The organism is Actinomadura sediminis, assembly GCF_042675525.1.
GTDB lineage: Bacteria > Actinomycetota > Actinomycetes > Streptosporangiales > Streptosporangiaceae > Spirillospora > Spirillospora sediminis.
The window spans coordinates 1-20876 of the sequence record NZ_JBHTJA010000111.1; the positions used below are offsets into that span (position 1 = coordinate 1).

General features: G+C 75.1%; 21 protein-coding genes and 1 riboswitch. Of the genes, 11 read left to right on the top strand and 10 right to left on the bottom strand.

Annotated elements, in window-relative coordinates; translation table 11 throughout:
• On the bottom strand, positions 1–1102 hold a 1102-nt coding region (locus ACFQ11_RS31805), incomplete at its 3' end, for an ATP-binding protein (RefSeq protein WP_378305454.1).
• A 57-nt stretch (positions 1103–1159) separates the two neighbouring features.
• Positions 1160–1283: riboswitch (cobalamin riboswitch) on the bottom strand.
• Between the two features lie 57 nt (positions 1284–1340).
• Positions 1341–1973 carry an ATP-binding protein gene (locus ACFQ11_RS31810; RefSeq protein WP_378305456.1) on the bottom strand — a complete coding sequence of 211 codons (633 nt, stop codon included), beginning with the start codon at positions 1971–1973 and terminating at the stop codon, positions 1341–1343.
• A 194-nt stretch (positions 1974–2167) separates the two neighbouring features.
• Here ACFQ11_RS31810 and ACFQ11_RS31815 point away from each other — a divergent pair, with 194 nt between their 5' ends.
• The 4 genes from ACFQ11_RS31815 to ACFQ11_RS31830 all read left to right on the top strand — a co-directional run bounded on the left by ACFQ11_RS31815 (position 2168) and on the right by ACFQ11_RS31830 (position 6129).
• Positions 2168–3010, top strand: coding sequence for a helix-turn-helix domain-containing protein (locus tag ACFQ11_RS31815; RefSeq protein WP_378305459.1), 843 nt, complete (start codon positions 2168–2170; stop codon positions 3008–3010).
• The gene (locus tag ACFQ11_RS31820; protein ID WP_378305461.1) at positions 3007–3207 is read left to right on the top strand and encodes a DUF397 domain-containing protein; all 201 of its coding nucleotides are present in this window, start codon (positions 3007–3009) and stop codon (positions 3205–3207) included. The genes ACFQ11_RS31815 and ACFQ11_RS31820 overlap by 4 nt, the downstream gene beginning before the upstream one ends.
• A gap of 146 nt (positions 3208–3353) precedes the next feature.
• Positions 3354–4373 carry an LLM class F420-dependent oxidoreductase gene (locus ACFQ11_RS31825; RefSeq protein ID WP_378305464.1) on the top strand — a complete coding sequence of 340 codons (1020 nt, stop codon included), beginning with the start codon at positions 3354–3356 and terminating at the stop codon, positions 4371–4373.
• 100 nt (positions 4374–4473) lie between these two features.
• Positions 4474–6129, top strand: coding sequence for an acetolactate synthase large subunit (locus tag ACFQ11_RS31830; protein ID WP_378305466.1), 1656 nt, complete (start codon positions 4474–4476; stop codon positions 6127–6129).
• A 25-nt stretch (positions 6130–6154) separates the two neighbouring features.
• On the opposite strand, the gene ACFQ11_RS31835 is transcribed toward ACFQ11_RS31830, so the two are convergent.
• The 5 genes from ACFQ11_RS31835 to ACFQ11_RS31855 form a co-directional block, all read right to left on the bottom strand.
• Positions 6155–6955 (bottom strand): methyltransferase domain-containing protein, encoded by an 801-nt coding sequence (locus ACFQ11_RS31835; RefSeq protein ID WP_378305468.1) that lies wholly within the window; start codon positions 6953–6955, stop codon positions 6155–6157.
• A 142-nt stretch (positions 6956–7097) separates the two neighbouring features.
• A complete protein-coding gene (locus ACFQ11_RS31840) occupies positions 7098–7304 on the bottom strand; it encodes a hypothetical protein (RefSeq protein WP_378305470.1) in 207 nt (68 codons plus the stop codon).
• Positions 7305–7461: 157 nt separating this feature from the next.
• Complete coding sequence (locus ACFQ11_RS31845; RefSeq protein ID WP_378305473.1) at positions 7462–9450, bottom strand: ABC transporter permease; 1989 nt, start codon at positions 9448–9450, stop codon at positions 7462–7464.
• The gene (locus tag ACFQ11_RS31850) at positions 9450–10151 is read right to left on the bottom strand and encodes an ABC transporter ATP-binding protein (protein WP_378305475.1); all 702 of its coding nucleotides are present in this window, start codon (positions 10149–10151) and stop codon (positions 9450–9452) included. The genes ACFQ11_RS31845 and ACFQ11_RS31850 overlap by 1 nt, the downstream gene beginning before the upstream one ends.
• Positions 10148–10309 (bottom strand): hypothetical protein, encoded by a 162-nt coding sequence (locus tag ACFQ11_RS31855; RefSeq protein ID WP_378305477.1) that lies wholly within the window; start codon positions 10307–10309, stop codon positions 10148–10150. Before ACFQ11_RS31855 ends, ACFQ11_RS31850 begins: the two co-directional genes overlap by 4 nt.
• Before the next feature lie 120 nt (positions 10310–10429).
• On the opposite strand from ACFQ11_RS31855, the gene ACFQ11_RS31860 reads away from it, so the two are divergent.
• From ACFQ11_RS31860 to ACFQ11_RS31875, 4 genes are all read left to right on the top strand, one after another.
• Positions 10430–11674: a sensor histidine kinase gene (locus ACFQ11_RS31860; protein WP_378305480.1), complete on the top strand. Its 1245-nt coding sequence runs from the start codon at positions 10430–10432 to the stop codon at positions 11672–11674.
• Positions 11675–11687: 13 nt separating this feature from the next.
• Positions 11688–12338: a response regulator gene (locus ACFQ11_RS31865; RefSeq protein ID WP_378305482.1), complete on the top strand. Its 651-nt coding sequence runs from the start codon at positions 11688–11690 to the stop codon at positions 12336–12338.
• 58 nt (positions 12339–12396) lie between these two features.
• A complete protein-coding gene (locus ACFQ11_RS31870; RefSeq protein ID WP_378305484.1) occupies positions 12397–12720 on the top strand; it encodes a hypothetical protein in 324 nt (107 codons plus the stop codon).
• Between the two features lie 132 nt (positions 12721–12852).
• The gene (locus ACFQ11_RS31875; RefSeq protein ID WP_378305486.1) at positions 12853–13545 is read left to right on the top strand and encodes a DUF4328 domain-containing protein; all 693 of its coding nucleotides are present in this window, start codon (positions 12853–12855) and stop codon (positions 13543–13545) included.
• Positions 13546–13612: 67 nt separating this feature from the next.
• Here the strand turns inward: ACFQ11_RS31875 and ACFQ11_RS31880 are convergent, their stop codons facing one another.
• The 3 genes from ACFQ11_RS31880 to ACFQ11_RS31890 form a co-directional block, all read right to left on the bottom strand.
• Positions 13613–17107, bottom strand: coding sequence for a DNA polymerase III subunit alpha (locus ACFQ11_RS31880; protein WP_378305489.1), 3495 nt, complete (start codon positions 17105–17107; stop codon positions 13613–13615).
• Between the two features lie 4 nt (positions 17108–17111).
• Positions 17112–17387 (bottom strand): DUF6504 family protein, encoded by a 276-nt coding sequence (locus ACFQ11_RS31885; protein WP_378305491.1) that lies wholly within the window; start codon positions 17385–17387, stop codon positions 17112–17114.
• Between the two features lie 142 nt (positions 17388–17529).
• On the bottom strand, positions 17530–17820 hold the full coding sequence (locus ACFQ11_RS31890) for a hypothetical protein (RefSeq protein ID WP_378305493.1): 291 nt from the start codon (positions 17818–17820) through the stop codon (positions 17530–17532).
• Between the two features lie 284 nt (positions 17821–18104).
• Here ACFQ11_RS31890 and ACFQ11_RS31895 point away from each other — a divergent pair, with 284 nt between their 5' ends.
• The 3 genes from ACFQ11_RS31895 to ACFQ11_RS31905 all read left to right on the top strand — a co-directional run.
• On the top strand, positions 18105–18767 hold the full coding sequence (locus ACFQ11_RS31895; RefSeq protein ID WP_378305495.1) for a TetR family transcriptional regulator: 663 nt from the start codon (positions 18105–18107) through the stop codon (positions 18765–18767).
• A gap of 110 nt (positions 18768–18877) precedes the next feature.
• Entirely contained in the window at positions 18878–19840 is a 963-nt protein-coding gene (locus ACFQ11_RS31900; protein ID WP_378305497.1) for a quinone oxidoreductase family protein, read from the top strand.
• 52 nt (positions 19841–19892) lie between these two features.
• On the top strand, positions 19893–20876 hold a 984-nt coding region (locus ACFQ11_RS31905; protein ID WP_378305499.1), incomplete at its 3' end, for a serine/threonine-protein kinase.

Below are 20876 nucleotides of genomic sequence, written 5' to 3' on the forward strand. Positions count from 1 at the left end.
GGCCGGGGCCGTCCGGGCGGCCGTCGCGGTCCGGGTCGTCCCACGCCTCGGCGACGATCGGACCCTCCGGGGGCTCGGGGTCGGCGTGCTCGTCGAGGATCTCGTCCAGCTTGGCGGCGTCCAGGCCGGGCGCGTCGAACGGGTCGCGGCGGCGGCGGTGCGGGAGGGCGAGCCGCGCGGCGGTGCGCACGTCGTCGGCGGTGACGGCCGGACGGCCGTGCCAGGCGGCGAGCGCGATCGCGGCGCGCGCGGTGACGAGGTCGGCGCGCAGCCCTTCGACCTCGAAGGACGCGCACACGGCGGTGATCTGGCGGAGCGCGGCGTCGGTCAGCTCGACACCGGGCACGCGGTCGCGGGCGGCGGCGATCCGGGCGGCGAGTCCCGCTTCGGCGCCGGCCCAGCCCGCGGCGAAGCCGGCCGGGTCGTCCTCGAAGCGCAGCCGCCGCCGGACGACCTCGGCCCGTTCGGCCGGGTCGCGGGTGGCGGCGACCTCGACGGTGAGGCCGAACCGGTCGAGGAGCTGCGGACGCAGCTCCCCCTCCTCGGGGTTCATCGTGCCGACCAGCAGGAACCGCGCGGCGTGCCGGACCGACACGCCCTCCCGCTCGACGTGCGACTCCCCCATCGCGGCGGCGTCCAGCAGCAGGTCGACGAGATGGTCGTGCAGGAGGTTGACCTCGTCGACGTACAGGACGCCGCGGTGCGCGGCGGCGAGCAGGCCGGGCTCGAACGCGGTGACGCCCTCGGTCAGCGCCCGCTCGATGTCGAGGGACCCGGTGAGGCGGTCCTCGGACGCGCCGACGGGCAGCTCGACGAGCCGGGCGGGGCGCTCGCGGGACCCGGCGCCGTGCGGGCCGTCCGGGCAGCCCGGGTCGGGCGCGTCCGGGTCGCAGGAGAAGCGGCAGCCGGGGACGGCCCGGACCGGCGGGAGCAGCGCGGCCAGGGCGCGGACGATCGTCGACTTGGCGGTGCCCTTCTCCCCCCGGACGAGGACGCCGCCGACACCGGGCGACACGGCGTTGATCAGGAGCGCGAGCTTGAGGTCGTCCATCCCGACGACGGCGGAGAACGGGTAGCCGGGGGCCGGCGCGGCAGGGGGCATCGCGGGTTCGTCCTTCCTCGGGTGTCCACGCCCGATGGCGGTGCGGTCCGACGGCCGGAGTCTCCTGGCTCCCGGATCACCGCTCCCCCTCGGCCTTCCGGCATCGGCGCCGTGGCCCTGTCGAGAGGGAACTCCCCTGGTCACAGTTGCGGGACAGCCCCGGATTCGCACCGGGTTCCTCCGCGTCCGTCGCCCGCAAGGATCGCACACCGGCGCGCCCCGCGGGGAACGGGCCCGCTCAGGACGGCCGCGCCTGCGGGATCGCGAACCACACCGCCTTGCCCCGCACGGACGGCCCGAGCCGCGACCGGGTGCGGCGCATCCCCCAGCGGCCGCCCGACAGCTCGCGGACGATGCCGAGGCCGCGGCCGCAGTCGCCGGACGTCCACGAGTAGCCGGGCAGCGCGGCGTCGCCGAGCGCGTCGAACACCGCGCAACGGACCTCGCCCGCCCCCTCGCCGCCCGTCCCGTCGTCGCCGAAGTACAGCCACAGCTCGTGCGGGCCGTGGTCGCCGGCGTGCTGGTGGGCGTTGGTGGCGAGCTCGCTGACCATCAGCTGGGCGTCGCCGATGACGTCGCGGGGGACGCCCAGGGCGGTGAGCGCGTCGCGCAGGACGCGGCGCGCGTGCCCCGCGCAGCCGGGGCCGCCGGGCAGCGCCCACACCCAGCCGGGACGGGTGCCGGCGGGGGCGCCGGGCTCGTCGGCCATCGCGTCCGCCATGCTCTGCGCCGTGCGGCCCGGTTCCGGCACGGGTTCGGTTCGCGGCGGCGCGCCCGGGGCCGGTCCGGGCGCGGTACCGATTTCGGCCTCCACGGGCACGTCCGCGTGCTTCGTCCGGACGTCCGCAACGTGGGCTGACGAGGTCTTCACGGGTCCTCCCGCAACTACGTGCCCGGGGTGCGCGGCGGGATCGCTCGTCACTTTCGGTCCCCGGGCAGTCACGGATCCCAGCGTTACGTGAGATTCTCACCTTTGCAACTGCCTTCGGGAAATCGACCTGCCTTCGCACCGGGTTGCGGCAATCTCGTTGTGGCGCACCCGCCGAGTGAGGAGACTTCACTCCCATGACGTACCGTCCCACTGTCCGTGGCCGTCGCCTGGCGCGCGAGATCCGCAGGCTGCGCGAGGAGCAGAAGCTCACGCTGCAGGAGGTCGCGGACCGGCTCGACTGGTCGCGGGCCACCATCTCCCGCCTCGAGACGGGCCAGACCCGCCCGAAACCGGGCGACATCGCCGACATCCTCGATCTGTACGGGGTGCCGAGCCCCGAGCGCGACTCGCTGATCACGCTGGCGCGGCAGGCGGGCCAGCGCGGCTGGTGGACCGCGTACCAGGACGTGTTCGCGGGCAGCTACGTGGCGCTCGAGGACGAGGCGTCGCACATCCGGACCTGGGACCCCCAGCTGATCCACGGGCTGCTGCAGACCGAGCAGTACGCGCGCCGGGTCATCACCGCGGGGCGGCTGCTGCCCAACCAGGAGGACATCGAGCGCCGCATCTCCGCCCGGAAGCACCGGCAGGGGCTGCTCACCCGGGAGAACGCGCCGCAGCTCCACGTGATCTTCGACGAGGGGGTGCTGCGGCGCCCGATCGGCGGGCCCGGCGTGATGCGCGGGCAGCTGGAGTCGCTCCTCACCGCCGCGGAACGCCCGACGATCACCATTCAGGTGCTTCCGTACTCGGCGCAGGAGCATGCGGGCCTAGACGGACGTTTCACCATATTGTCGTATCCGGACCCCGCAGACCCCGATATCGCCTACGTAGAGGGCACCATGGGCGACGTTTACCTTGAGAGCGCGGAGGCAATAGCAAAACATAGGGACCGCTTTGATCGCATCGAGGCGGCCGCCCTGTCCACCGAGGAATCCGCGCACCTCATCGCCGAGGCAGCAAGGAGCAGCCCGTGACCAACCTGCAGCGCGACCTGACCGGGGCCGCATGGCGCAAGTCCTCCCACAGCGGGAGCGGCGACCAGTGCGTCGAGGTGGCCCCCCTTCCCCGCGATCTGCGCGCTGTCCGTGATTCGAAGGACCCCGGCGGCCCGGCCCTGGTGCTGACGCCCGCCGCGTTCGAGGCCCTCCTGATCATCGCCAGGGAGGCATAGCCCGGCGCCGAGGGGCCGCGGTCTCCCCCGGCCGCGGCCCTCAGGCATGCCCGGACGCCCGCGGGCTCGGCGGATCCGCCGCTTCCCCCAAAGTAGAACGTGTTCTACCATCGCTCTGCGTCGTCAACGCGGAGAAGGGGTGCATCGTGAGCGCGGATCTCAAGCTGGGCGTGAACGTCGGCTACTGGCAGCGCGAGCCGGAGGACCAGACCGACACCGTGCTGGCGGCCGAACGGCTCGGCTACGACGCGGTGTTCACCGCCGAGGCGTACGGGTCGGACGCGTTCACGCCGCTCACCTGGTACGCCGCGCGGACGTCCCGGATCAAGCTCGGCACCGCGGTGGTGCAGATGTCGGCGCGGACGCCGGCCGCCACCGCGATGCACGCGCTCACCCTCGACGCGCTGTCCGGCGGACGGGTGATCCTCGGGCTCGGCGCGTCCGGCCCGCAGGTCGTCGAGGGCTGGTACGGGCAGCCGTTCCCGAAGCCGCTGGCCCGCACGCGCGAGTACCTCGACATCGTCCGGCAGGTGTGGCGGCGCGAGGAGCCGGTGACCAGCGCCGGGCCGCACTACCCGCTGCCGCTGCCCGGCGGCGCCGGCCTCGGCAAGCCGCTGAAGTCGATCGTGCACCCGGTGCGTCCGGAGATCCCCGTCTACCTGGGCGCGGAGGGCCCGAAGAACGTCGCGCTCGCCGCCGAGGCGACGCAGGGCTGGCTGCCGCTGTTCGTCGACCCGGAGCAGATCGAGCCGGTGTTCGGCGCGTCCCTCGCCGGACGCCCGGACGGCTTCGAGATCGCGGCGACCGTCACCACGATCGTCACCGACGACCTGGCGTCCGCGCTCGAGTTCGCCAAGATCCCGCTCGCGTTCTACATCGGCGGGATGGGCGCGCGCGACCGCAACTTCCACCTCGACCTCATCGGCCGGCTCGGCTACGCGGAGGAGGCGGCCCGGGTGCAGGAACTGTTCCTGGACGGGCGGCGCCAGGAGGCGATCAAGGCGGTCCCGGACGACCTCGCCGACTCGATCTCGCTGCTCGGGCCGATCGGGCGGATCAAGGAGCGGATGCGGCTGTGGCGCGACAGCCCCGTCACGACGCTGCTGATCGCCGGGGTGAAGGACGAGCCGACGCTGCGCGCGATCAAGGAGGTCGTCGACGGCTGAGGCCGCCCGGCCGGACCCGTCCTCGCCGGGGAATGCGGACGGCCCGCGGCGCGCTGCACGGAAGGAACCCCGAAGATCAATGTGGGAAGAGGGACACCCGATGTCCGCGCAGCAAGACGCCGCCCGCCTCCTCGTCCGCACCCTCGAGGCGGAGGGCGTCGAGTACGTTTTCGGCATCCCCGGCGAAGAGAACATCCACTTCGTCAACGCGCTGAACGAGTCGCCGATCCGCTACGTCCTCGTCCGGCACGAGCAGGGCGCCGCGTTCATGGCCGAGATCTACGGCCGGCTCACCGGGAAGGCGGGCGTGGCGTCGGCGACGCTCGGCCCCGGCGCGATCAACCTGCAGCTCGGCGTCGCGGACGCCACCACCAACAGCACCCCGGTCGTCGCGATCTCCGCGCAGGTCGGGCTGGACCGCATCTACAAGGAGTCGCACCAGATCGTCGACCTGGTGTCGCTGTTCCGGCCGATCACGAAGTGGGCGGAGCTGGCGCCGCGCGCCGAGGCGCTCCCGGAGATGGTGCGCAAGGCGTTCAAGACCGCGCAGACCGAGCGTCCCGGCGCCGTGTACCTGGCGATCCCCGAGGACGTCGAGTCGGCGCGGGTCCCGGCCGGCCTGGCGCCGCTGCCGGTGAACGTCGTCCGCCCGCAGGAGCCGTCGCCGTCGCAGGTCGCGCGGGCCGCGGACGTCCTCGCGCTCGCGCGGCGCCCGATCGTCCTGGCGGGGCACGGCGCGACCCGGCACCGCGCGAGCGAGGCGCTGGTGCACCTGTCGGAACGGCTCGGGCTGCCGGTCGCGACGACGTTCAACGGCAAGGGCGTGTTCCCGGACGACCACCGCAACGCGCTCGGCGCGGTGGGGTTCATGCGGCACGACTACGTCAACTTCGGATTCGATGAGGCGGACGTGCTCATCACCGTGGGCTACGAGCTGCAGGAGTTCGACCCCGTCAAGATCAACCCGTCCGGCGACAAGAAGATCATCCACATCCATCCGTCGCCCGCCGAGGTCGACGACCACTACGCCGTCGAGGTCGGCATCCAGGGCGACATCCCCCGCTCGCTGTACGCGCTCGCCGACGCGACCCACCGCAGGTTCGACGTGAACGGGACGGGCCGCAGGATCCGCGAGCTGATGCGGGCGGAGCTGGCCGAGGGCGCCACCGAGGACGGCTTCCCCCTCTCGCCGCGCCGCATCGTCGCGGACGTCCGCGCCGCGATGGGCCGGGAGGACATCGTCCTGGCCGACACCGGCGCGGTGAAGATGTGGATGGCGCGCATGTACCCGACGTACGAGCCGAACACGCTGCTGGTGTCGAACGGGCTGTCGTCCATGGGGTTCGCGGTGCCGGGCGCGATCGCCGCCAAGCTGGCCCATCCGGACCGGAAGGTGCTGGCGGCGACCGGCGACGGCGCGTTCCTGATGAACTCGCAGGAGCTCGAGACCGCCGTCCGGGAGAACCTCCCGATCACCGTGCTGATCTGGGACGACTCCGCGTACGGGCTGATCGAGTGGAAGATGGACCTCGAGCTCGGCCGCAGTTCCCACATCAAGTTCGGCAACCCCGACTTCGTGAAGTACGCCGAGAGCTTCGGCGCCCACGGGTACCGGGTCGAGTCCGCCGCCGACCTGCTGCCCACGCTGCGCAAGGCGCTCGCCGACGACGGCGTCTCGGTCGTCACCGTCCCCGTCGACTACTCCCACAACCTCGCCCTCACCGACAAGCTCGGCGAACTGACCGACCCGTTCTGAGCGCCGCGGACAGGCGGCCCGGCGGTCAGGCGCGGCAGACGATCTCGGCGTGGAGGACGGCGAACCAGCCGTCCTCCGCCGCCGCCCACGCCTTCCAGCCCGCGTGGATCTCCTCCAGCTCCGCGCGGGTGGCGTGGCCTTCGGCGACGGCGGTGTCGGCGACGGCCGAGCGGGCCAGGCGCCCGCCCCACGACTCGCTCCACCAGGCGCGCTCGTCCGGCGTCGCGAAGCACCACGCGGACGCGGACGCGCGCACGTCGGCGAACCCGGCCTCGCGGGCCCACGCGGCCAGCCTCCGCCCGGCGTCGGGCTCGCCGCCGTTGCCGCGCGCGACCTTGTAGTAGACGGGCATCCAGGAGTCCATGCCGGGCGGGTTCGGGTGCCAGACCATGCCGCCGAAGTCGGCCTCCCGGACCGCGACGACGCCGCCGGGCTTGGCGACGCGGCGCATCTCGCGCAGCGCCCCGACCGGGTCGGCGACGTGCTGCAGCACCTGGTGGGCGTGGACGACGTCGAACGCGTCGTCGTCGAACCGCAGGTCCTCGACGTCGCCGACGGCGAACTCGACGTTGGGCGCGCCGCCCGCGGCGGCCCGCGCCTGCTCGACGGCGGTCTCGGCCGCGTCCACGCCGACGACGCGGCCGGGCGCGACGCGCTCCGCCAGGCCGGCGGTGATGGAGCCGGGGCCGCAGCCGACGTCCAGCACCGACGCGCCGGGACGCAGGTGCTCGATCAGGTACGCGGCCGAGTTCTCGACCGTCCGCCGGCGGTGCGCGCTCAGGACGGTCTCGTGATGTCCGTGGGTGTAGGTCGCCTGGTCGGCCATGGGATCGCCTCTCCTCGAGATGCCGGGACCCTACGACGCCTTCTCGTATTTTGAGAAACACGTTTCATATACTGAGACGTCGGGACGAGAAAAGAGCCGGGACGCTGTCGTCCCGGCTCTTTCTACGCTACGGTTTCCCCCGTCAGGCGGCGGCCACGGCGACCCGCGCGGGCCGGCGACGCGCGCCCCGCACGGGCAGCGTCTCGACCGCGGCGAGCGCGCGAGGCCGCTCGGCGTAGGCGTTCATCGTCGCGTGGGTGAGCTCGGTCAGCCACGGCTGCACGACGGTCCGCTCGGCGGGCCCGTCCAGCCGCGGGCGAGAGATATGGCTGGTCGCCTCCACTGCCAACACCCCTTCCTGTACGCCGACGGCACCGCCGCCCGGCGGGGCCGTCGCCTGTGACGTACCCCCTGGTACGTCGTAACAAGCGTCACGGTTCGGCATCTGTTCCCACCGGAACCTGTGATCACATGCACAAACTACCGAGCGCCACCGACATTTCCGGCTAGTCCGGGCGGGGCGCCGGGTCGGTCGTCACGGCCCGCAGCAGGGGGCGGCTGAGGGCGCTCGCGCCGAGGACCGCGCCGAAACCGAGCACCAGGAACCCGGCGAGCATCGCCGCCCCGGCGACCCCGACGCCGACCGCGAACGGGGCCGCGAAGAACAGGCCCGCGAGCAGCGAACCGCCGCCCATCACCGCGAGCGGGACGAGCGTCTCCTGCCGGCGCGCGCGGTCGAGCACGCTCAGCGGCGTCCCGGCGAGGCGGAGCATCGCGTACGTCCGGCGGCGGTCCAGGACGGCGGACGCGCCGGTGATGCCCGCGCTCGTGGTGCCGATGAGGAAGGAGACGGCGAGGACGGTCAGCGCCCCCGTCCGCAGGTCGCCGATCAGGCGCCGGCCGCCGGTGTCGTCGTCGGCGGGGGTGGTCGCGACGCGGCCGGGCACGAGCCCGTGCAGCGCCGTGCGGGCGCGGTCGACGGCGGCGGGGCCGCCCGGCACGGTGATCGTCACGACCTTCCCGCCGTCGCGCGGGAGGCCGCCGTCGCCGATCGCGACCGCGGCGCCGGATCCGGCGAGCCGCTCCCGCGCCCCCGCGGCGACCGCCGCGGGGGCGCGGCCGTCCGGGACGCCGATCCGCAGCCGGTCGGCCGGTGCGGACTCGACCGCCCCCGGGTTCAGCAGCGCGAGGAAGCCCGCGACGAACCCGGTGAGCGCGACGCCCGCCACCGTCCGCCACGCCGCGCGCGGGTCGTCCCGCAGGCGGCGGCCCGCGAGGAGCCTGGACGGGCCGCGGGCGAGCGCGACCATGATCCGGCCGATCACCGACACCGCCCAGGGCCCGGCGTAGTTGATCGCGAGGAAGGCCAGTGCCATCAGCACGAGCAGGATCGCGAACCCGGCGTACCGCAGCCCCATGAGGCCGCCGCTCACGGCGCCGAACGCGACGAGGACCGCGAGCGGCGCCAGGACCCGGACGGCGCGCAGCGCGGGCGGCGTCTCCCGGCGGGCCACGCCGAGGGGGCCGACGACGACCCGGCGCAGCCCCACGACGGCGCCGGCCCCCACGAGCAGCGGCACGGCGGCGAGGACGGCCGCGACGAACGGGAGGCCGGGCCACAGGTGCCCGGTGAACCAGCCGCCGCCCTGGATGGTGATGTGCGCGAGGGCCGGGACGGCCGCCGCGTACAGGAGGGCGCCCAGCACGGCGCCCGCGGCGGCGGTGAGGACGGCCTCGGCGGTGGTGATCGCGACGACCTGGCCGGGGGTCGCGCCGACCAGCCGGAGCGCGGCGAGCCGCGCGTCGCGGCGCGCCACGGTGAGCCGGGCCGCGGCGCCGCCGAACACCAGCAGCGGCGCGATCATGAGGACGGACGCGATCCCGGCGAGGACCCGGTAGACGCTCATCCACGAGGACGTCCCGGTGGCGAACGCGTCGATGCGGGTGGGGGCGGCGGTGGTCTCCATGCCCGTCGTGTCGGTGCGCGGCGCGGTCAGGACCGGCGCGGCGGCGTCCCGCCCGATGACCGCGACGAGCTCGCCGGGGTGCACGAGCGCGTCGTCGCCGAGCGTCCCGGCGGGTTCGGGGAACCGGGCGGCGAGCCGGTCGGCGGGCAGGTCCGCGAGCAGTCCGGCGAGCGCGGGCGACGCCCACATCTCGCCCGGCTCCGGGAAGCGCGGCATTCCGGGCGGGACGGGCGCGCCGGGCGACAGCGCGGCGAGATCGACGATCGTGATGGGCTCGCCCGGCCCGCCGCCGGGGTTCACGTAGTCGGTGGAGAGCGCCTGCACGGCGGTGGGCGTCCCGGACGCCTCCGCGGGATGCCGCCACGCGTCGGCCGCGGCCCGCTCGGCGAACGCGTGGTTCGCGCCCAGCGCGAACAGCAGCAGGCCCGTCGAGACGGCCACGGCGGCGAGGGTGAGCAGGGAGCCGAGCAGGTCGCGGGCGCCGCCGCCGCGCAGCAGCCGCCACGCCAGGCCGGGGGTCGCGCGCATCACGCCGCCCCGGCGAAGGGCCGCCGGACGCGTCCGTCGCGGACCTCCACGGTCCGGTCGCACCAGGCGGCGACGGACGCGTCGTGCGTGACGACGACGAGCGACGCGTCGTTGTGCCGGGTCGCCTCGACCAGCAGCCGCATGGTCTCGCGGCCGGTGGCCTGGTCGAGGGAGCCGGTGGGCTCGTCGGCGAACACGACGGCCGGGCGGCACACGAGCGCGCGGGCGATCGCGACGCGCTGCGCCTGCCCGCCCGACAGCTCGCCCGGGCGGCGGTCCTCCATGCCCGCGAGGCCGAGCGGCCCGAACCAGCCGCGGGCGGCGCGCACCGCCTCCCGGCGCGGTGTCCCGTTCAGCATCAGCGGGAGCGCCGCGTTCTCCTCCGCGGGCAGTTCCGGCAGCAGCTGCCCGAACTGGAACACGAACCCGAAGCGGGTGCGGCGCAGGACGCTGCGGCGGCGCTCGCCGAGCGCGTCGATGCGCTCCCCGAGCAGCCGCACCTCGCCGGCGTCCGGTTTCGTGATCCCGGCCAGGCAGTGCAGCAGCGTCGACTTCCCGGAGCCGCTCGGGCCCATGATCGCGACGTTCTCGGCGCGGGCGACGGCGAGGTCGACGCCGTCGAGCGCCACGGTCGTCCCGAACCGTTTGGCCAGGCCGCGCCCCACCAGGACGGGTTCGGGTCCGGGGGTGAGTTCGGTCACCTGTTCTCCTTCGGTCCGTCGGTGCCGGCTCTGCGTGTTCCGCGTGATCGCCACGACTCGGCGATCTCGGTCACCGGCATCACGACGCCGCCGTAGACGACGAAGACGACGAACGCGGCGGCGAAGGCGACGGCGAGCGGGACGTAGATGATTTCCATGTCCCCCAGCGTGCGCGGGCGCGCCGTCCCGGCGCATCGGGCGCAGGACCGGTCCGGGCGGGCGCCCATCGGCCGAATGACCGATCCCGCGGTCGGCTGAGGGTCGTAGCCTGCGTAACCGTGAGTGACACAGGGGCCGGTCTCGACCGCATCCACACGGCCGGCGGATGGGTGGCGCGGATCGCGTACGGGGGCTTCGCGGCCCTGTACCTGCTGCTGTGCCTGCTGGCCGTGGACGGCACGCCGGGCCTGTGGATGGTGCTGGTCGCCGCCGCCGTCAGCGCCGCGGTGGTCAGCCGCGGGCGGCTGCTCCCCTGGGCGATCGGGGCGGGATCGCTGTCGCTGTTCACCACCCTGTTCCTCGGGACGGCCCTCGCCATCGACTCGGCCGACGGCCCGAGCCTGTTCGCCGAGATCGGCGGGCTGCTGATCCTGACCGTCCGCACGGTGTGGCGGGCGCCGCGGGACCGGGTCGTCCCGGTCACCGTGCTGCTCGGTGCCGCGCTGCTGATCATGCCGTTGCGCTGGACGCTGCTCACGGTCGCGCTGTTCACCGCGCCGCTCGGCGTGCTGCTCGCGATCGCGATCGGCATCGGGCTGTACCTGCGGGCGGTGGACGCGCGGCGGTCCCGGTCGGTGACGGCGGCGCGCCGGGACGAACGACTCGAACTGGCCCGCGACCTGCACGACTTCGTCGCGCACCACGTCACCGGGATCGTCGTGCAGGCGCAGGCGGCCCGGTTCGCGGCGGGCTCGGGGGCCGCGCAGTCGCCGGAGCAGCTGGACACGATGTTCGAGGGGATCGAGAAGGCCGGGACGGAGGCGCTGACGTCGATGCGCCGCATGGTCGGCCTGCTCCGGGACGCCCAGCACGTGGACGGCCGGCACGCCGACGGCCCGTACGCGGGCGGCCCGCACGCCGGCGGCCCCGACGCGGGCGCGCCCGGCGGGCCGCCGGACCGGGGGTCGGCGACGCGGCCGGTCGGGAGCCTCGACCGGCTGCGCGAGCTGGTCGCCGGGTTCACGCACCCGCCCGCCGTCCTGTCCGTCGCGCCGGACCTCGGCGCCGTCCCGCCGGAGGTGGCGACGTCGGCGCACCGGGTCGTGCAGGAGGCGCTGACCAACGTCCGCAAGCACGCGGCGGACGCGACGTACGTGCGGGTGTCGCTCGCGCGGCTCGGCGGGGGCGTCGAGGTGGCGGTCCGCAACGACGGGCGGGGCCGCGGGCGGCGGCTGCCGTCCGGCGGGTTCGGGCTGACGGGGCTGGCCGAGCGGGTGACCGCGCTCGGCGGGCGGCTGCACGCGGGGCCGCGTCCCGAAGGCGGCTGGGAGGTGGTGGCGGTGCTGCCCCTCGGCGAATGCTGAAAGAATCGGAAACGTGACCATCCGCGTACTGATCGCCGACGACCAGGAGATGGTCCGGACCGGGTTCCGGATGATCGTCGACTCGCAGCCCGACATGACCGTCGTCGGGGACGCCGCCGACGGCCGGCGGGCCGTCGAGCTCGCCCGCCGGCTCCGTCCCGACGTGTGCCTGTTCGACATCCGGATGCCCGTGATGGACGGTCTCGAGGCGACCCGGCTGCTCGCCGGCCCGGGCGTGCCCGACCCGCTCCGCATCGTGATCGTCACGACGTTCGACATGGACGAGTACGTGTACGGCGCGCTGCGCGGCGGCGCCGTCGGGTTCCTGCTCAAGGACGGCGGGCCCGCGCTGCTCGTGGAGGCGATCCGGGCGGCGTCCAACGGCGGGTCGCTGGTGTCGCCGTCGATCACCGTCCGGCTGCTGGAGCAGCTCGCGCGGCCCCGGCAGGCCACGCCCGTCCAGCCGCGCGAACCGCTCACCGAGCGCGAGCTGGACGTCGTCCGGCTCGTCGCGCGCGGCCGGACGAACGAGGAGATCGCCGGGGAGCTGTTCGTGTCGCTGTCCACGGTGAAGACCCACGTCGGGAGCATCCACCGCAAGCTGGGCACCCGGAACCGCGTGGAGTCGGCGGCGTGGGCCTGGGAGTCGGGCCTGATGGGCTGATGGGGACGGGACGAGGGGGGCGGCGCTGGCACCGGAGTCGCTGAACGGGCTGCCCACCGTGGTGGTCGCCCTGTGGGCGCTGTGCGGCGCCGGCTGGGTCGCGGTCCTGGCGGGGCTGCGGCGCGGCGTGCACGGCCCGGCGCGCGGCCCGTCCCTGTTCGCGCACACGGCGACCCCGGCGGCGGTCGTCCTGCTGTGCGCGCACGTCGGCCACGGGAACCTGTACGCGACGATCTGGCTCGCCGCGCAGTGGTGGGCGCTCGCGATCGTCACCGGCCTGCGCCCCGAACGGCTCGTGACGTCCGGCGGCCCGCGGCGGCTCGGCGGGTGGCTCGCGCTCACGGCCGTCCTCGCGTTCGCGGCGACGCGGACGGTGTTCTGAGCGGACGGTTCCGAGCGGACGGCGTTCCGAGCGGACGGTTCTGAGAACGGTCCGAACCGCTCGGGCCGCGGACAAGTCGTACCTTCGTAGTAGACAGAATGTGCCGCACCCCCAAGCCCCCGGAGGTCGACCATGCCGTGCGCCCTCTGCGGCGACATCATCCCCGCCGAGGTGAACCGCTGCCCGGCGTGCGGAGCGTGGGCCCGGCGGCGCGACTTCCGTGCCGTCGGCGTGGCGGTGTTCATGCTGCTCGGGTTCGACGCGTTCGTCGCGCTGGGCTCGGGCATCAGCCTGCTGCGGATGGCGCATCCGCTGCGCCATGAGACCCACGGGACGTACGACGCCGTGGCGACCGGCGAGGCGATCGCCCCCTACACCGAGGTGTTCACCGTGTACGCGCTCCTGGCCGTCGTGACCGGAGTGCTCTACCTGTTCTGGTTCTGGCGCGCCTACGGGCAGTCGCCCGGCCCGCACCGCCACCACCGCGCCTGGGCGCTGTTCGGCTGGTTCACGCCGATCGTGAACCTGTGGCTGCCGCCCCGCATGGTGTACGAGGTGTGGGTCAACAGCGGCCGGTACCGCACCGCCGAGCGGCAGGCCGCCGGGGCCGTCGTCGCGGCCTGGTGGTGCTGCGCCGTGCTCGGCGTGCTGCTGGCGCGGGCGTTCGCCCGCGGCAGCACCGACAGCCTCGCCGAGGCGCGCTTCGACGTCCACCTCGGCGTCGCGGCGGCCGGCTGCCTGGCGCTGTCCGCCGCGCTCTGCATGGCGAACGTCTTCCAGATCACCCGTCTGCAGACCGGCCAGGAGGTCGTGGCGCGGTCTTGATCGCGGCGCCCTCGGACTCGGCTCCGCTCGCGACCGCCGTGGCCCCCGCCCGCTCGGCCGGGGGCCTTCAGGGCGCCGGGCCCGAACTGCCGGTGCTGGCGTGCCAGAGTCTCGCCGGTGGACGGGACGCGGCCGGTGCGCCCGCGTGACCCATGTCGGAGTACGGCGACATCGCGAACCCGGTCGGCTGGACGACGCGGCGGCCGACCGGACGTCCGGACGGGCCGGGCCGCGCCATCGCGGCGCGGACGGCGTCCGGGCCGCCGCGCCGCCGCTCCTCCTCGAGGGACGCCAGGTCCCAGCAGGCCGTCGCGGTGATCGAGACCGCGCGGCCCCCGGCCCGCCGCACCCGGCCCCGCACGGCCAGCAGCCACGAGCCGAACACGGTGGCGGCGCAGCGGTCCTGCACCGACTCGAAGAACGCCAGGTCGACCGGGCCGGTCGCGTCGTCGAGCGTCGCGAAGATGACCCGCTGCCCGGACCGCACGGCCGGCGTCTGCGTCGCGACCTTCACGCCCGCGACCAGCACGTCCGTGCCGGGCGGGCGGCGCGGCAGGTCGGCGGCCGGGACGGCGCGCAGCACGGCCAGCAGCGGCCGGTAGAAGGTCAGCACGTGCCGGCTGACGTCCATGCCGAGGATCTCCAGCTCGGCCTCGACGATCTCGGCGGGCGTCATCGGCGGCAGCCCGGTGGGCGAGACGTCGCCGAGCGCCGGATCGGCGGCGGGTTCGGCGAGGACGGGTTCGAGCTCGCCGTCGTCGAACCCGAGCGGCAGCTGGCCGTCCGCGGCCCCGCCGCCCCGGCGCGGGCGGGCCGTCACCCGCTCGAGCGCCCCGACCCGGCACAGCAGGTCCCGCCGCGGCGCGGCGCCCGGCCCGGACGGGACCGGCTCGTCCGGGCCGACCGCCTCCGGCTCGTCCGGGCCGCTCGTTCCGGGACCGTGCGCGGCGCGCGCGGGTGTGTAGAGGGCGTCGAAGGCGCCGGCGAGGACGAGGCGCTCGGTGATCGGGCGGGACACGCGGGCGCGGCGCCAGAAGTCGGTGAGCGAACGGTAGGGGCGCCCGTCGCCGCGCGCCTCGACGATCGCGCCGACCTCGGCGTCGCTGATCCCCTTGACCTCCGACAGCGCGACCCGGATCCCGGCGGGGCCGCCCGCCGACACCGGCTCGACGTGCCAGTCGGCGGTGGAGCGGTTGACGTCCAGCGGGAGGATCGGCACCCCGAAATGCCGGGCGTCGTCGAGGATGACCCGCTTGGGGTACATGCCGGGGTCGTGGGTGAGCACGCCCGCGTAGAACGCGGCGGTGTGGTGCCGTTTCAGCCACGCCGACTGGTACGTGGGCAGGGCGAACGACGCCGCGTGGGCCTTGCAGAAGCCGAAGGCGCCGAACGCGGTGAGCGTCCGCCACACGCGCTCGACGGACGCCTCGTCGTAGCCGCGCGCGAGGGCCCGGTCGCGGAACCACGCGCCGACGACGGCCTGCCCCTCGGCGTCGCCGAGGGCGCGGCGGGCCGCCTCGGCCGTCGAGAGCCCGCAGCCGGTCATGACGTCCACGACCCGCAGGACCTGCTCGTGGAAGACGACGACGCCGAGGCTCTCGCGCAGCACCGGTTCGAGGTCGGGGTGCGGGTAGCCGGGCTCGCGGAGACCGGCGCGGGCGTCCAGGAACGGGCTCACCATGTCGGAGTTGACGGGGCCGGGCCGGAACAGCGAGATGTCGATGACGAGGTCGTCGAGGTCGCGCGGCTGGAGGCGGCCGATCAGCTCCCGCTGGCCGGGCGACTCGATCTGGAAGCAGCCGAGGGTGCGGGACGTGCGGATCAGCTCGAACGTGGCGGGGTCGTCGCGCGGGACGGCCTCGAGGTCGAGCCGCTCGCCGGTCGTGCGGGCGACCTCGTCCACCGCGTGCGCCATCGCCGACTGCATCCGCACGCCGATGACGTCCAGCTTGAGCAGGCCCATCGCCTCGACGTCGTCCTTGTCGAACTGGCTCATCGGGAACCCGATGGCGCTCTGCTCGACGGGGGTGCGGTCGTGCAGGGTCGGGTTCGACAGCAGCACCCCGCACGGGTGCATGGCGATGTGGCGGGGGATCCCGTCGAGCCGTTCGGCGATCCGGAACAGCACCTCCAGGCGGCCCTGGGCGAGGTTGCTCTGCCGCAGTTCCGGCAGGTCGTGCAGGGCGGCGCGGATCTGCCGGGCGCGGATGTGCGGGAACGCCTTGGCGATCGCGTCGATCTCCTGCGGCGGCAGCCCGACGGCGTTGCCGACGTCGCGGAGCGCGCTGCGCGCCCGGTACGTCTCCATCATCGACACGCAGGCGGTGCCGTCGGCGCCGTACCGGTCGAACAGCGCCCGGTACGCCTCGTGCCGCCGCGCCGACTCGACGTCCAGGTCGATGTCGGGCAGGCCCTCGCGGCTGTCGGCGAGGAACCGCTCCATCAGCAGGTCGTGCCGGAGCGGGTCGAGGTCGCCGATGCCGATCAGGTGGTTGACCAGGCTGCCCGCGCCGCTCCCGCGGATCGCGCAGCGGATGCCGCGGGAGCGGATCAGCGCGGCGGCGTCGGCGACCGTGAGGAAGTAGGCGGCCAGGCCCTTGCGGGCGATCACGGCGAGTTCGTCGGCGAGCCGCGCGGCGGCCCGCGCGGAGTGCTCCATCCCGCGCCGCGCCAGCCCGTCCGCGCACCGCGCGACGAGCCGCGCGTGGGCGTCCCCGGCCACGGCGGGCAGGTGCACGCGGTCCATGCCGAGATCGCCGTCCGGGTCGAGGACGCACCGTTCGGAGAGCCGCCGGGTCGCGGCGAGCAGCGCGTCCGGGTCGTCCCCGGGGCCGCAGCTCAGCTCCGCGACCCGCCGCATCTCCGGGAGCGACTTCAGGTACGCGTGGCCGGTGCGTTCCTCCAGGTGGCGGCGGTCCAGCGGGACGAGCCTGCGGGTGACGTCCAGGACCTGCGCCACCGGGTAGTCCGCCGGGTCCAGGTACCGGACGGCGTTGCCGAGGACGGCGGGCACCCCGGCCTCGCGGGCCAGCGCGAGCATCCGGGCCGCGCGGTGCCCGTCGCCCCGGTCGAAGTGGTTGACGATCTCCACGGCGACCTCGGCGGCCGCGCGCCACGCCGCGAGCCGCCGCGCCGCCTCGTCCGGGCACCGCTCGGCGACGGCCCGGCCGACGTCGGAGGCGGGCCCGAGCAGCACGACGAGGCCCTCGGCGTGCGCCCCGACCAGTTCCCGGGTGACCGCGGGGCCGGTACCGGACGCGCGGACGGCCGCGTGCCCGGGGGCGTGCGCCGCCGAGACCAGCCGGCACAGCGACCGCCATCCGGCCCGCCCGGCGGCGAGGACCACGATCCGGCCGCCGCCGGCGAGCGCCAGGTCGGCGCCGACGACCGCGCCGAGGCCCGCGTCGCGGCAGGCCAGCACGTGCCGGACGGCCCCGTAGAGGCCGTCGCGGTCGGTGACGGCGAGCGTCTCCATGCCCAGTTCGGCGGCGCGCTCCGCCAGCGCGGCGGGCGGCGCGACGCCGTGGCGCAGCGAGTACGCGGACGCGACGTGCAGATGCATCGTGTCAGTCCCATACCCGGGAAAGCAGCCAAGTCTGCGTCGAAACGTCGCATCTCAGCTCGTAGACCCCCGTTTCGGTGCCGGGGGAGGCTTCCACGCGCCAGAATTCGCGCTCGCCGAGGACGTCGCCGTCCGGGTCCCGCTCGCGCCACCAGTCGCGGGTGGCGACCCAGTGCTCCAGCACGCGCCGCACGGTGTAGCACCGGCCGCGGCGGACGAACCGGACCGGACGCCCGTCCCGCACCGAGACGTCCACGGGATCGCCGAACACGCGCGTCATCTGCCTCCCCCTCGCGTTCACCGCACGGGGGAAGGGCATGCGGCCGATCGAACATACGTTCGCGACCGAGTCTAGAGAGGTCGCGGACGGGGAGGCAAGGCGGCCCCGCCGCGGCGGCGACCGGCCCCTCCGCGGCGGCGGGTCAGGACAGCAGCCGGGCGAGCCGGTCGGCGACCTGGGCCGCCGCGGCGACGTCGGCCATGCCGCCGCCCGGCCACAGGTACGACCAGCCGTCCCCGGACGGCGTGGCGACCACCATCACGCGCCGGCCGGAGCGGGGGCCGCGGACGCTCAGCACCGACTCCCCCGGCCCGGCGAGCCGCCACGCCAGCCCGCGCAGTTCCACCTCGTACGCGAGCGCCGCGAGGTGCCTCCGGCGCACCCGCGCGAGGTCCGGCCCGCCGACGACGGACATGCCGATCACCTGCCTCATCCCGCCGATCGGTAACGGTGGGCTACAGATCGGCAACGATTCGTGACCGATATCAGCATGACCCGAGCAGAGCGGCTGCGCAGGGAAAACGCGGAGAACGGTCTGTCCTTTCCCGCCGCCGGGGGGGGCGACCGATTCCGAGGGCGGAGGCCGGCGCGCGGGGCGGGTCCGGGCGATCGCCGCCGAATAGTTGAAATCTCACGCGCATGGGCGGCGCGCCGCCGTGATAAAAGCTCTGTGAGAGCGGGCGGGCACCGCCCGTGCACCGGGATGGAGGAGCAGCGATGACCGCCGACGCGGCCGGCGAGCCGCCGGGGCCCGCGCACGGACCCTCCGCCGGCGGGGTCCGCGAGCGCAAGAAGCAGCGGACCCGGATGGCGCTGATCGACGCCGCCCTCGAACTGTTCGTGCGGAACGGCTACGAGGAGACGACGATCGACGAGATCGTCGCGGCGCTCCCGGTGTCGCAGCGGACGTTCTTCCGCTACTTCGCCTCCAAGGAGGACGTGGTCCTCAGCCAGGTCACCGAGCGGTACCGGGCCATGGAGGAGGCCCTGGCGGCGCGGCCCGCCGGGGAGCGCCCGTTCACCGCGCTGTTCGAGGCGCTGCGCACGGTGCTGCAGCGGATCGCCACGGGCGAGGAGGCGGACGTCGCCCGGTTCCGCCGGATCCGGCAGGTGATCGAGGCGACGCCCCCGCTGCTGGCGGCGGAGCTGACCGGGTACGCGGCGTCGGAGGGCGCGCTGGTCGCCGAGATCGCGCGCCGCGAGGGCGTGGACCCGGACCGGGACCTGCGGCCCCGGCTCGTCGTCGCGCTCTTCACGGCCGCGACCCGGGTCGGGTTCGAGGAGTGCTCCCGCCGCGCGATCTGGGACCCGGGGACGATCGCCGCGCGCGTCGACGAGACCGTCGCGCTCGTCGACGCGACCGTCCGCGACTGGACCTGACGCCGCGGGCCGGGAGCGACGCCCACCGGAACGTCCCGGGCATGGAACAACGCGTGCGGGTGCGCGGTTACCGCGTTCCGTACGCCCGTCGATCAACGAGGAGTGGAAGCATGCGCGCGATCGTCGTGTCGGAGAACGGCGGCCCGGAGGTGCTGGTGCCCGCCGAGCGCCCGGATCCCGAGCCCGGGCCCGGCGAGGTGCTGGTCGACGTCGCGGCGGCGGGCGTCAACTTCATCGACGTGTACTTCCGGACGGGCGCCTACCCGCAGCCGCTCCCGTACACGCCCGGCATGGAGGCCGCCGGGACCGTCGCGGCGGTGGGGACGGGCGTGGACGGCTTCGCCCCCGGCGACCGCGTCGCGTGGGCGAACGTGCAGGGCGCCTACGCGGAACGGGCCGTGGTCCCGGCGGAGAAGCTCGTGCCGGTGCCCGGCGGAGTCGCCGCGGACGACGCGGCGGCCGTCCTCCTGCAGGGCATGACCGCGCACTACCTGACCCGCTCGACGTACCCGGTCCGGGACGGCGACACGGTGCTGGTGCACGCGGCGGCGGGCGGCATGGGGCTGCTGCTCACGCAGGTCGCCACGATGCTCGGCGCCCGGGTGATCGGCACGGCGTCGACCCCGGAGAAGGCGGAGCTGGCCCGGGAGGCGGGCGCCGCCGCGGTGCTCGGCTACGACGGGTTCGCCGACCGGGTGCGGGAGCTGACCGGCGGCGAGGGCGTCGCGGCCGTGTACGACGGCGTCGGCGCGCCCACGTTCGAGGGGAGCCTGGCGAGCCTGCGGCGGCGCGGCGTCCTGGCGCTGTACGGGGCGGCGGGCGGCCCGGTGCCGCCGTTCGACCCGCAGCGGCTCAACGCGGCCGGGTCGCTGTTCCTCACCCGCCCGACGCTCGCGCACCACACCGCGACCCGCGCGGAACTGCTCGAACGCGCCGGCGAGGTGTACCGGTGGGTCGCGGACGGACGCGTGCGGGTGCACGTCGGGCACCGTTACGACCTCGCCGACGCGCGTGCGGCGCACGCCGATCTGGAGGGCCGGCGGACCACCGGAAAACTCCTGCTGACCCCGTGACGGGCTTAGGCTGGGCCCGGAAAGCTGATCATCCGAGGAGCCCGAGCCCCCCATGACCGCCACCACGACAGCCGAACCCCTCGCGCCGGACGAGCCCCGCGTCCTCGGCGGCTACCGCCTGCTCGGGCGGCTGGGCCGCGGCGGCATGGGGACCGTCTACCTCGGCGCGGAGCCGAACGGGCGCCGCGTCGCGGTCAAGGTGATCAACCGGGAGCTGGCCGGGGAGCCGGCGTTCCTCGCCCGGTTCCGCCGGGAGGTGACGGCGGCGCGGCGCGTCCACCGGTTCTGCACGGCGCCCGTCCTGGACGCCGAGCTCGACCAGGACCCGCCGTACATCGTCACCGAGTACATCGACGGGCCCACCCTGCACGACGCGGTCCGGGAGCGGGGGCCGCTGCCCGGCTCCGACCTGGAGGGCCTCGCCGTCGGCGTCGCGACCGCGCTCACCGCGATCCACGGCGCCGGGATCGTGCACCGCGACCTCAAGCCCGCGAACGTCCTGCTGTCGTCCACCGGCCCCCGCGTCATCGACTTCGGCATCGCCCGCGCCCTCGACGCCGCCGACGGCCTCACCCGCACCGGGCAGTTCGTCGGGACGCCGTCCTACATCGCCCCCGAGGTGCTGGCGGGCGCGCCGGTCGAGCGGGCGTCGGACGTCTTCGCGTGGGGCTGCGTGGTGGCGTTCGCCGGGACGGGACGGCCGCCGTTCCGCGGCGAGACGGTCGCGGAGACGTTCCGGCGCATCGGCGCGGAGGAGCCCGACCTGGACGGGCTCGACCCGCGGCTGCGGGCGATCGTCGCCGCGGCGCTCACCAAGGACCCGCGCGAGCGCCCGACCGCGCAGGACGTCCTCGCGCGGCTCGTCGGCCGGGAACGGCCCGACCCGGAGCGGCTCGCGGAGACGGTGACGGCGAACTGGCGGCGGGACGGCGGCGCGGCCACGGCGACGGGCGGGCATCCGCTCCCCCCGCCGGTGCCCGCGCCGGAACCGGTCGGCGCCGCGGCGCCCGTCCCGCTTCCGGCGACCGCGCCGGAG

Excerpts from the sequence above, each read along its gene's own strand:
- ACFQ11_RS31815 (WP_378305459.1), top strand. The coding sequence starts at position 2,168 with ATGACGTACCGTCCCACTGTCCGTGGCCGTCGCCTGGCGCGCGAGATC.
- ACFQ11_RS31830 (WP_378305466.1), top strand. The coding sequence starts at position 4,474 with ATGTCCGCGCAGCAAGACGCCGCCCGCCTCCTCGTCCGCACCCTCGAG.
- ACFQ11_RS31835 (WP_378305468.1), bottom strand. The coding sequence starts at position 6,955 with ATGGCCGACCAGGCGACCTACACCCACGGACATCACGAGACCGTCCTG.
- ACFQ11_RS31845 (WP_378305473.1), bottom strand. The coding sequence starts at position 9,450 with ATGCGCGCGACCCCCGGCCTGGCGTGGCGGCTGCTGCGCGGCGGCGGC.
- ACFQ11_RS31855 (WP_378305477.1), bottom strand. The coding sequence starts at position 10,309 with ATGGAAATCATCTACGTCCCGCTCGCCGTCGCCTTCGCCGCCGCGTTC.
- ACFQ11_RS31875 (WP_378305486.1), top strand. The coding sequence starts at position 12,853 with ATGCCGTGCGCCCTCTGCGGCGACATCATCCCCGCCGAGGTGAACCGC.
- ACFQ11_RS31880 (WP_378305489.1), bottom strand. The coding sequence starts at position 17,107 with ATGCATCTGCACGTCGCGTCCGCGTACTCGCTGCGCCACGGCGTCGCG.
- ACFQ11_RS31885 (WP_378305491.1), bottom strand. The coding sequence starts at position 17,387 with ATGACGCGCGTGTTCGGCGATCCCGTGGACGTCTCGGTGCGGGACGGG.
- ACFQ11_RS31890 (WP_378305493.1), bottom strand. The coding sequence starts at position 17,820 with ATGAGGCAGGTGATCGGCATGTCCGTCGTCGGCGGGCCGGACCTCGCG.
- ACFQ11_RS31895 (WP_378305495.1), top strand. The coding sequence starts at position 18,105 with ATGACCGCCGACGCGGCCGGCGAGCCGCCGGGGCCCGCGCACGGACCC.
- ACFQ11_RS31900 (WP_378305497.1), top strand. The coding sequence starts at position 18,878 with ATGCGCGCGATCGTCGTGTCGGAGAACGGCGGCCCGGAGGTGCTGGTG.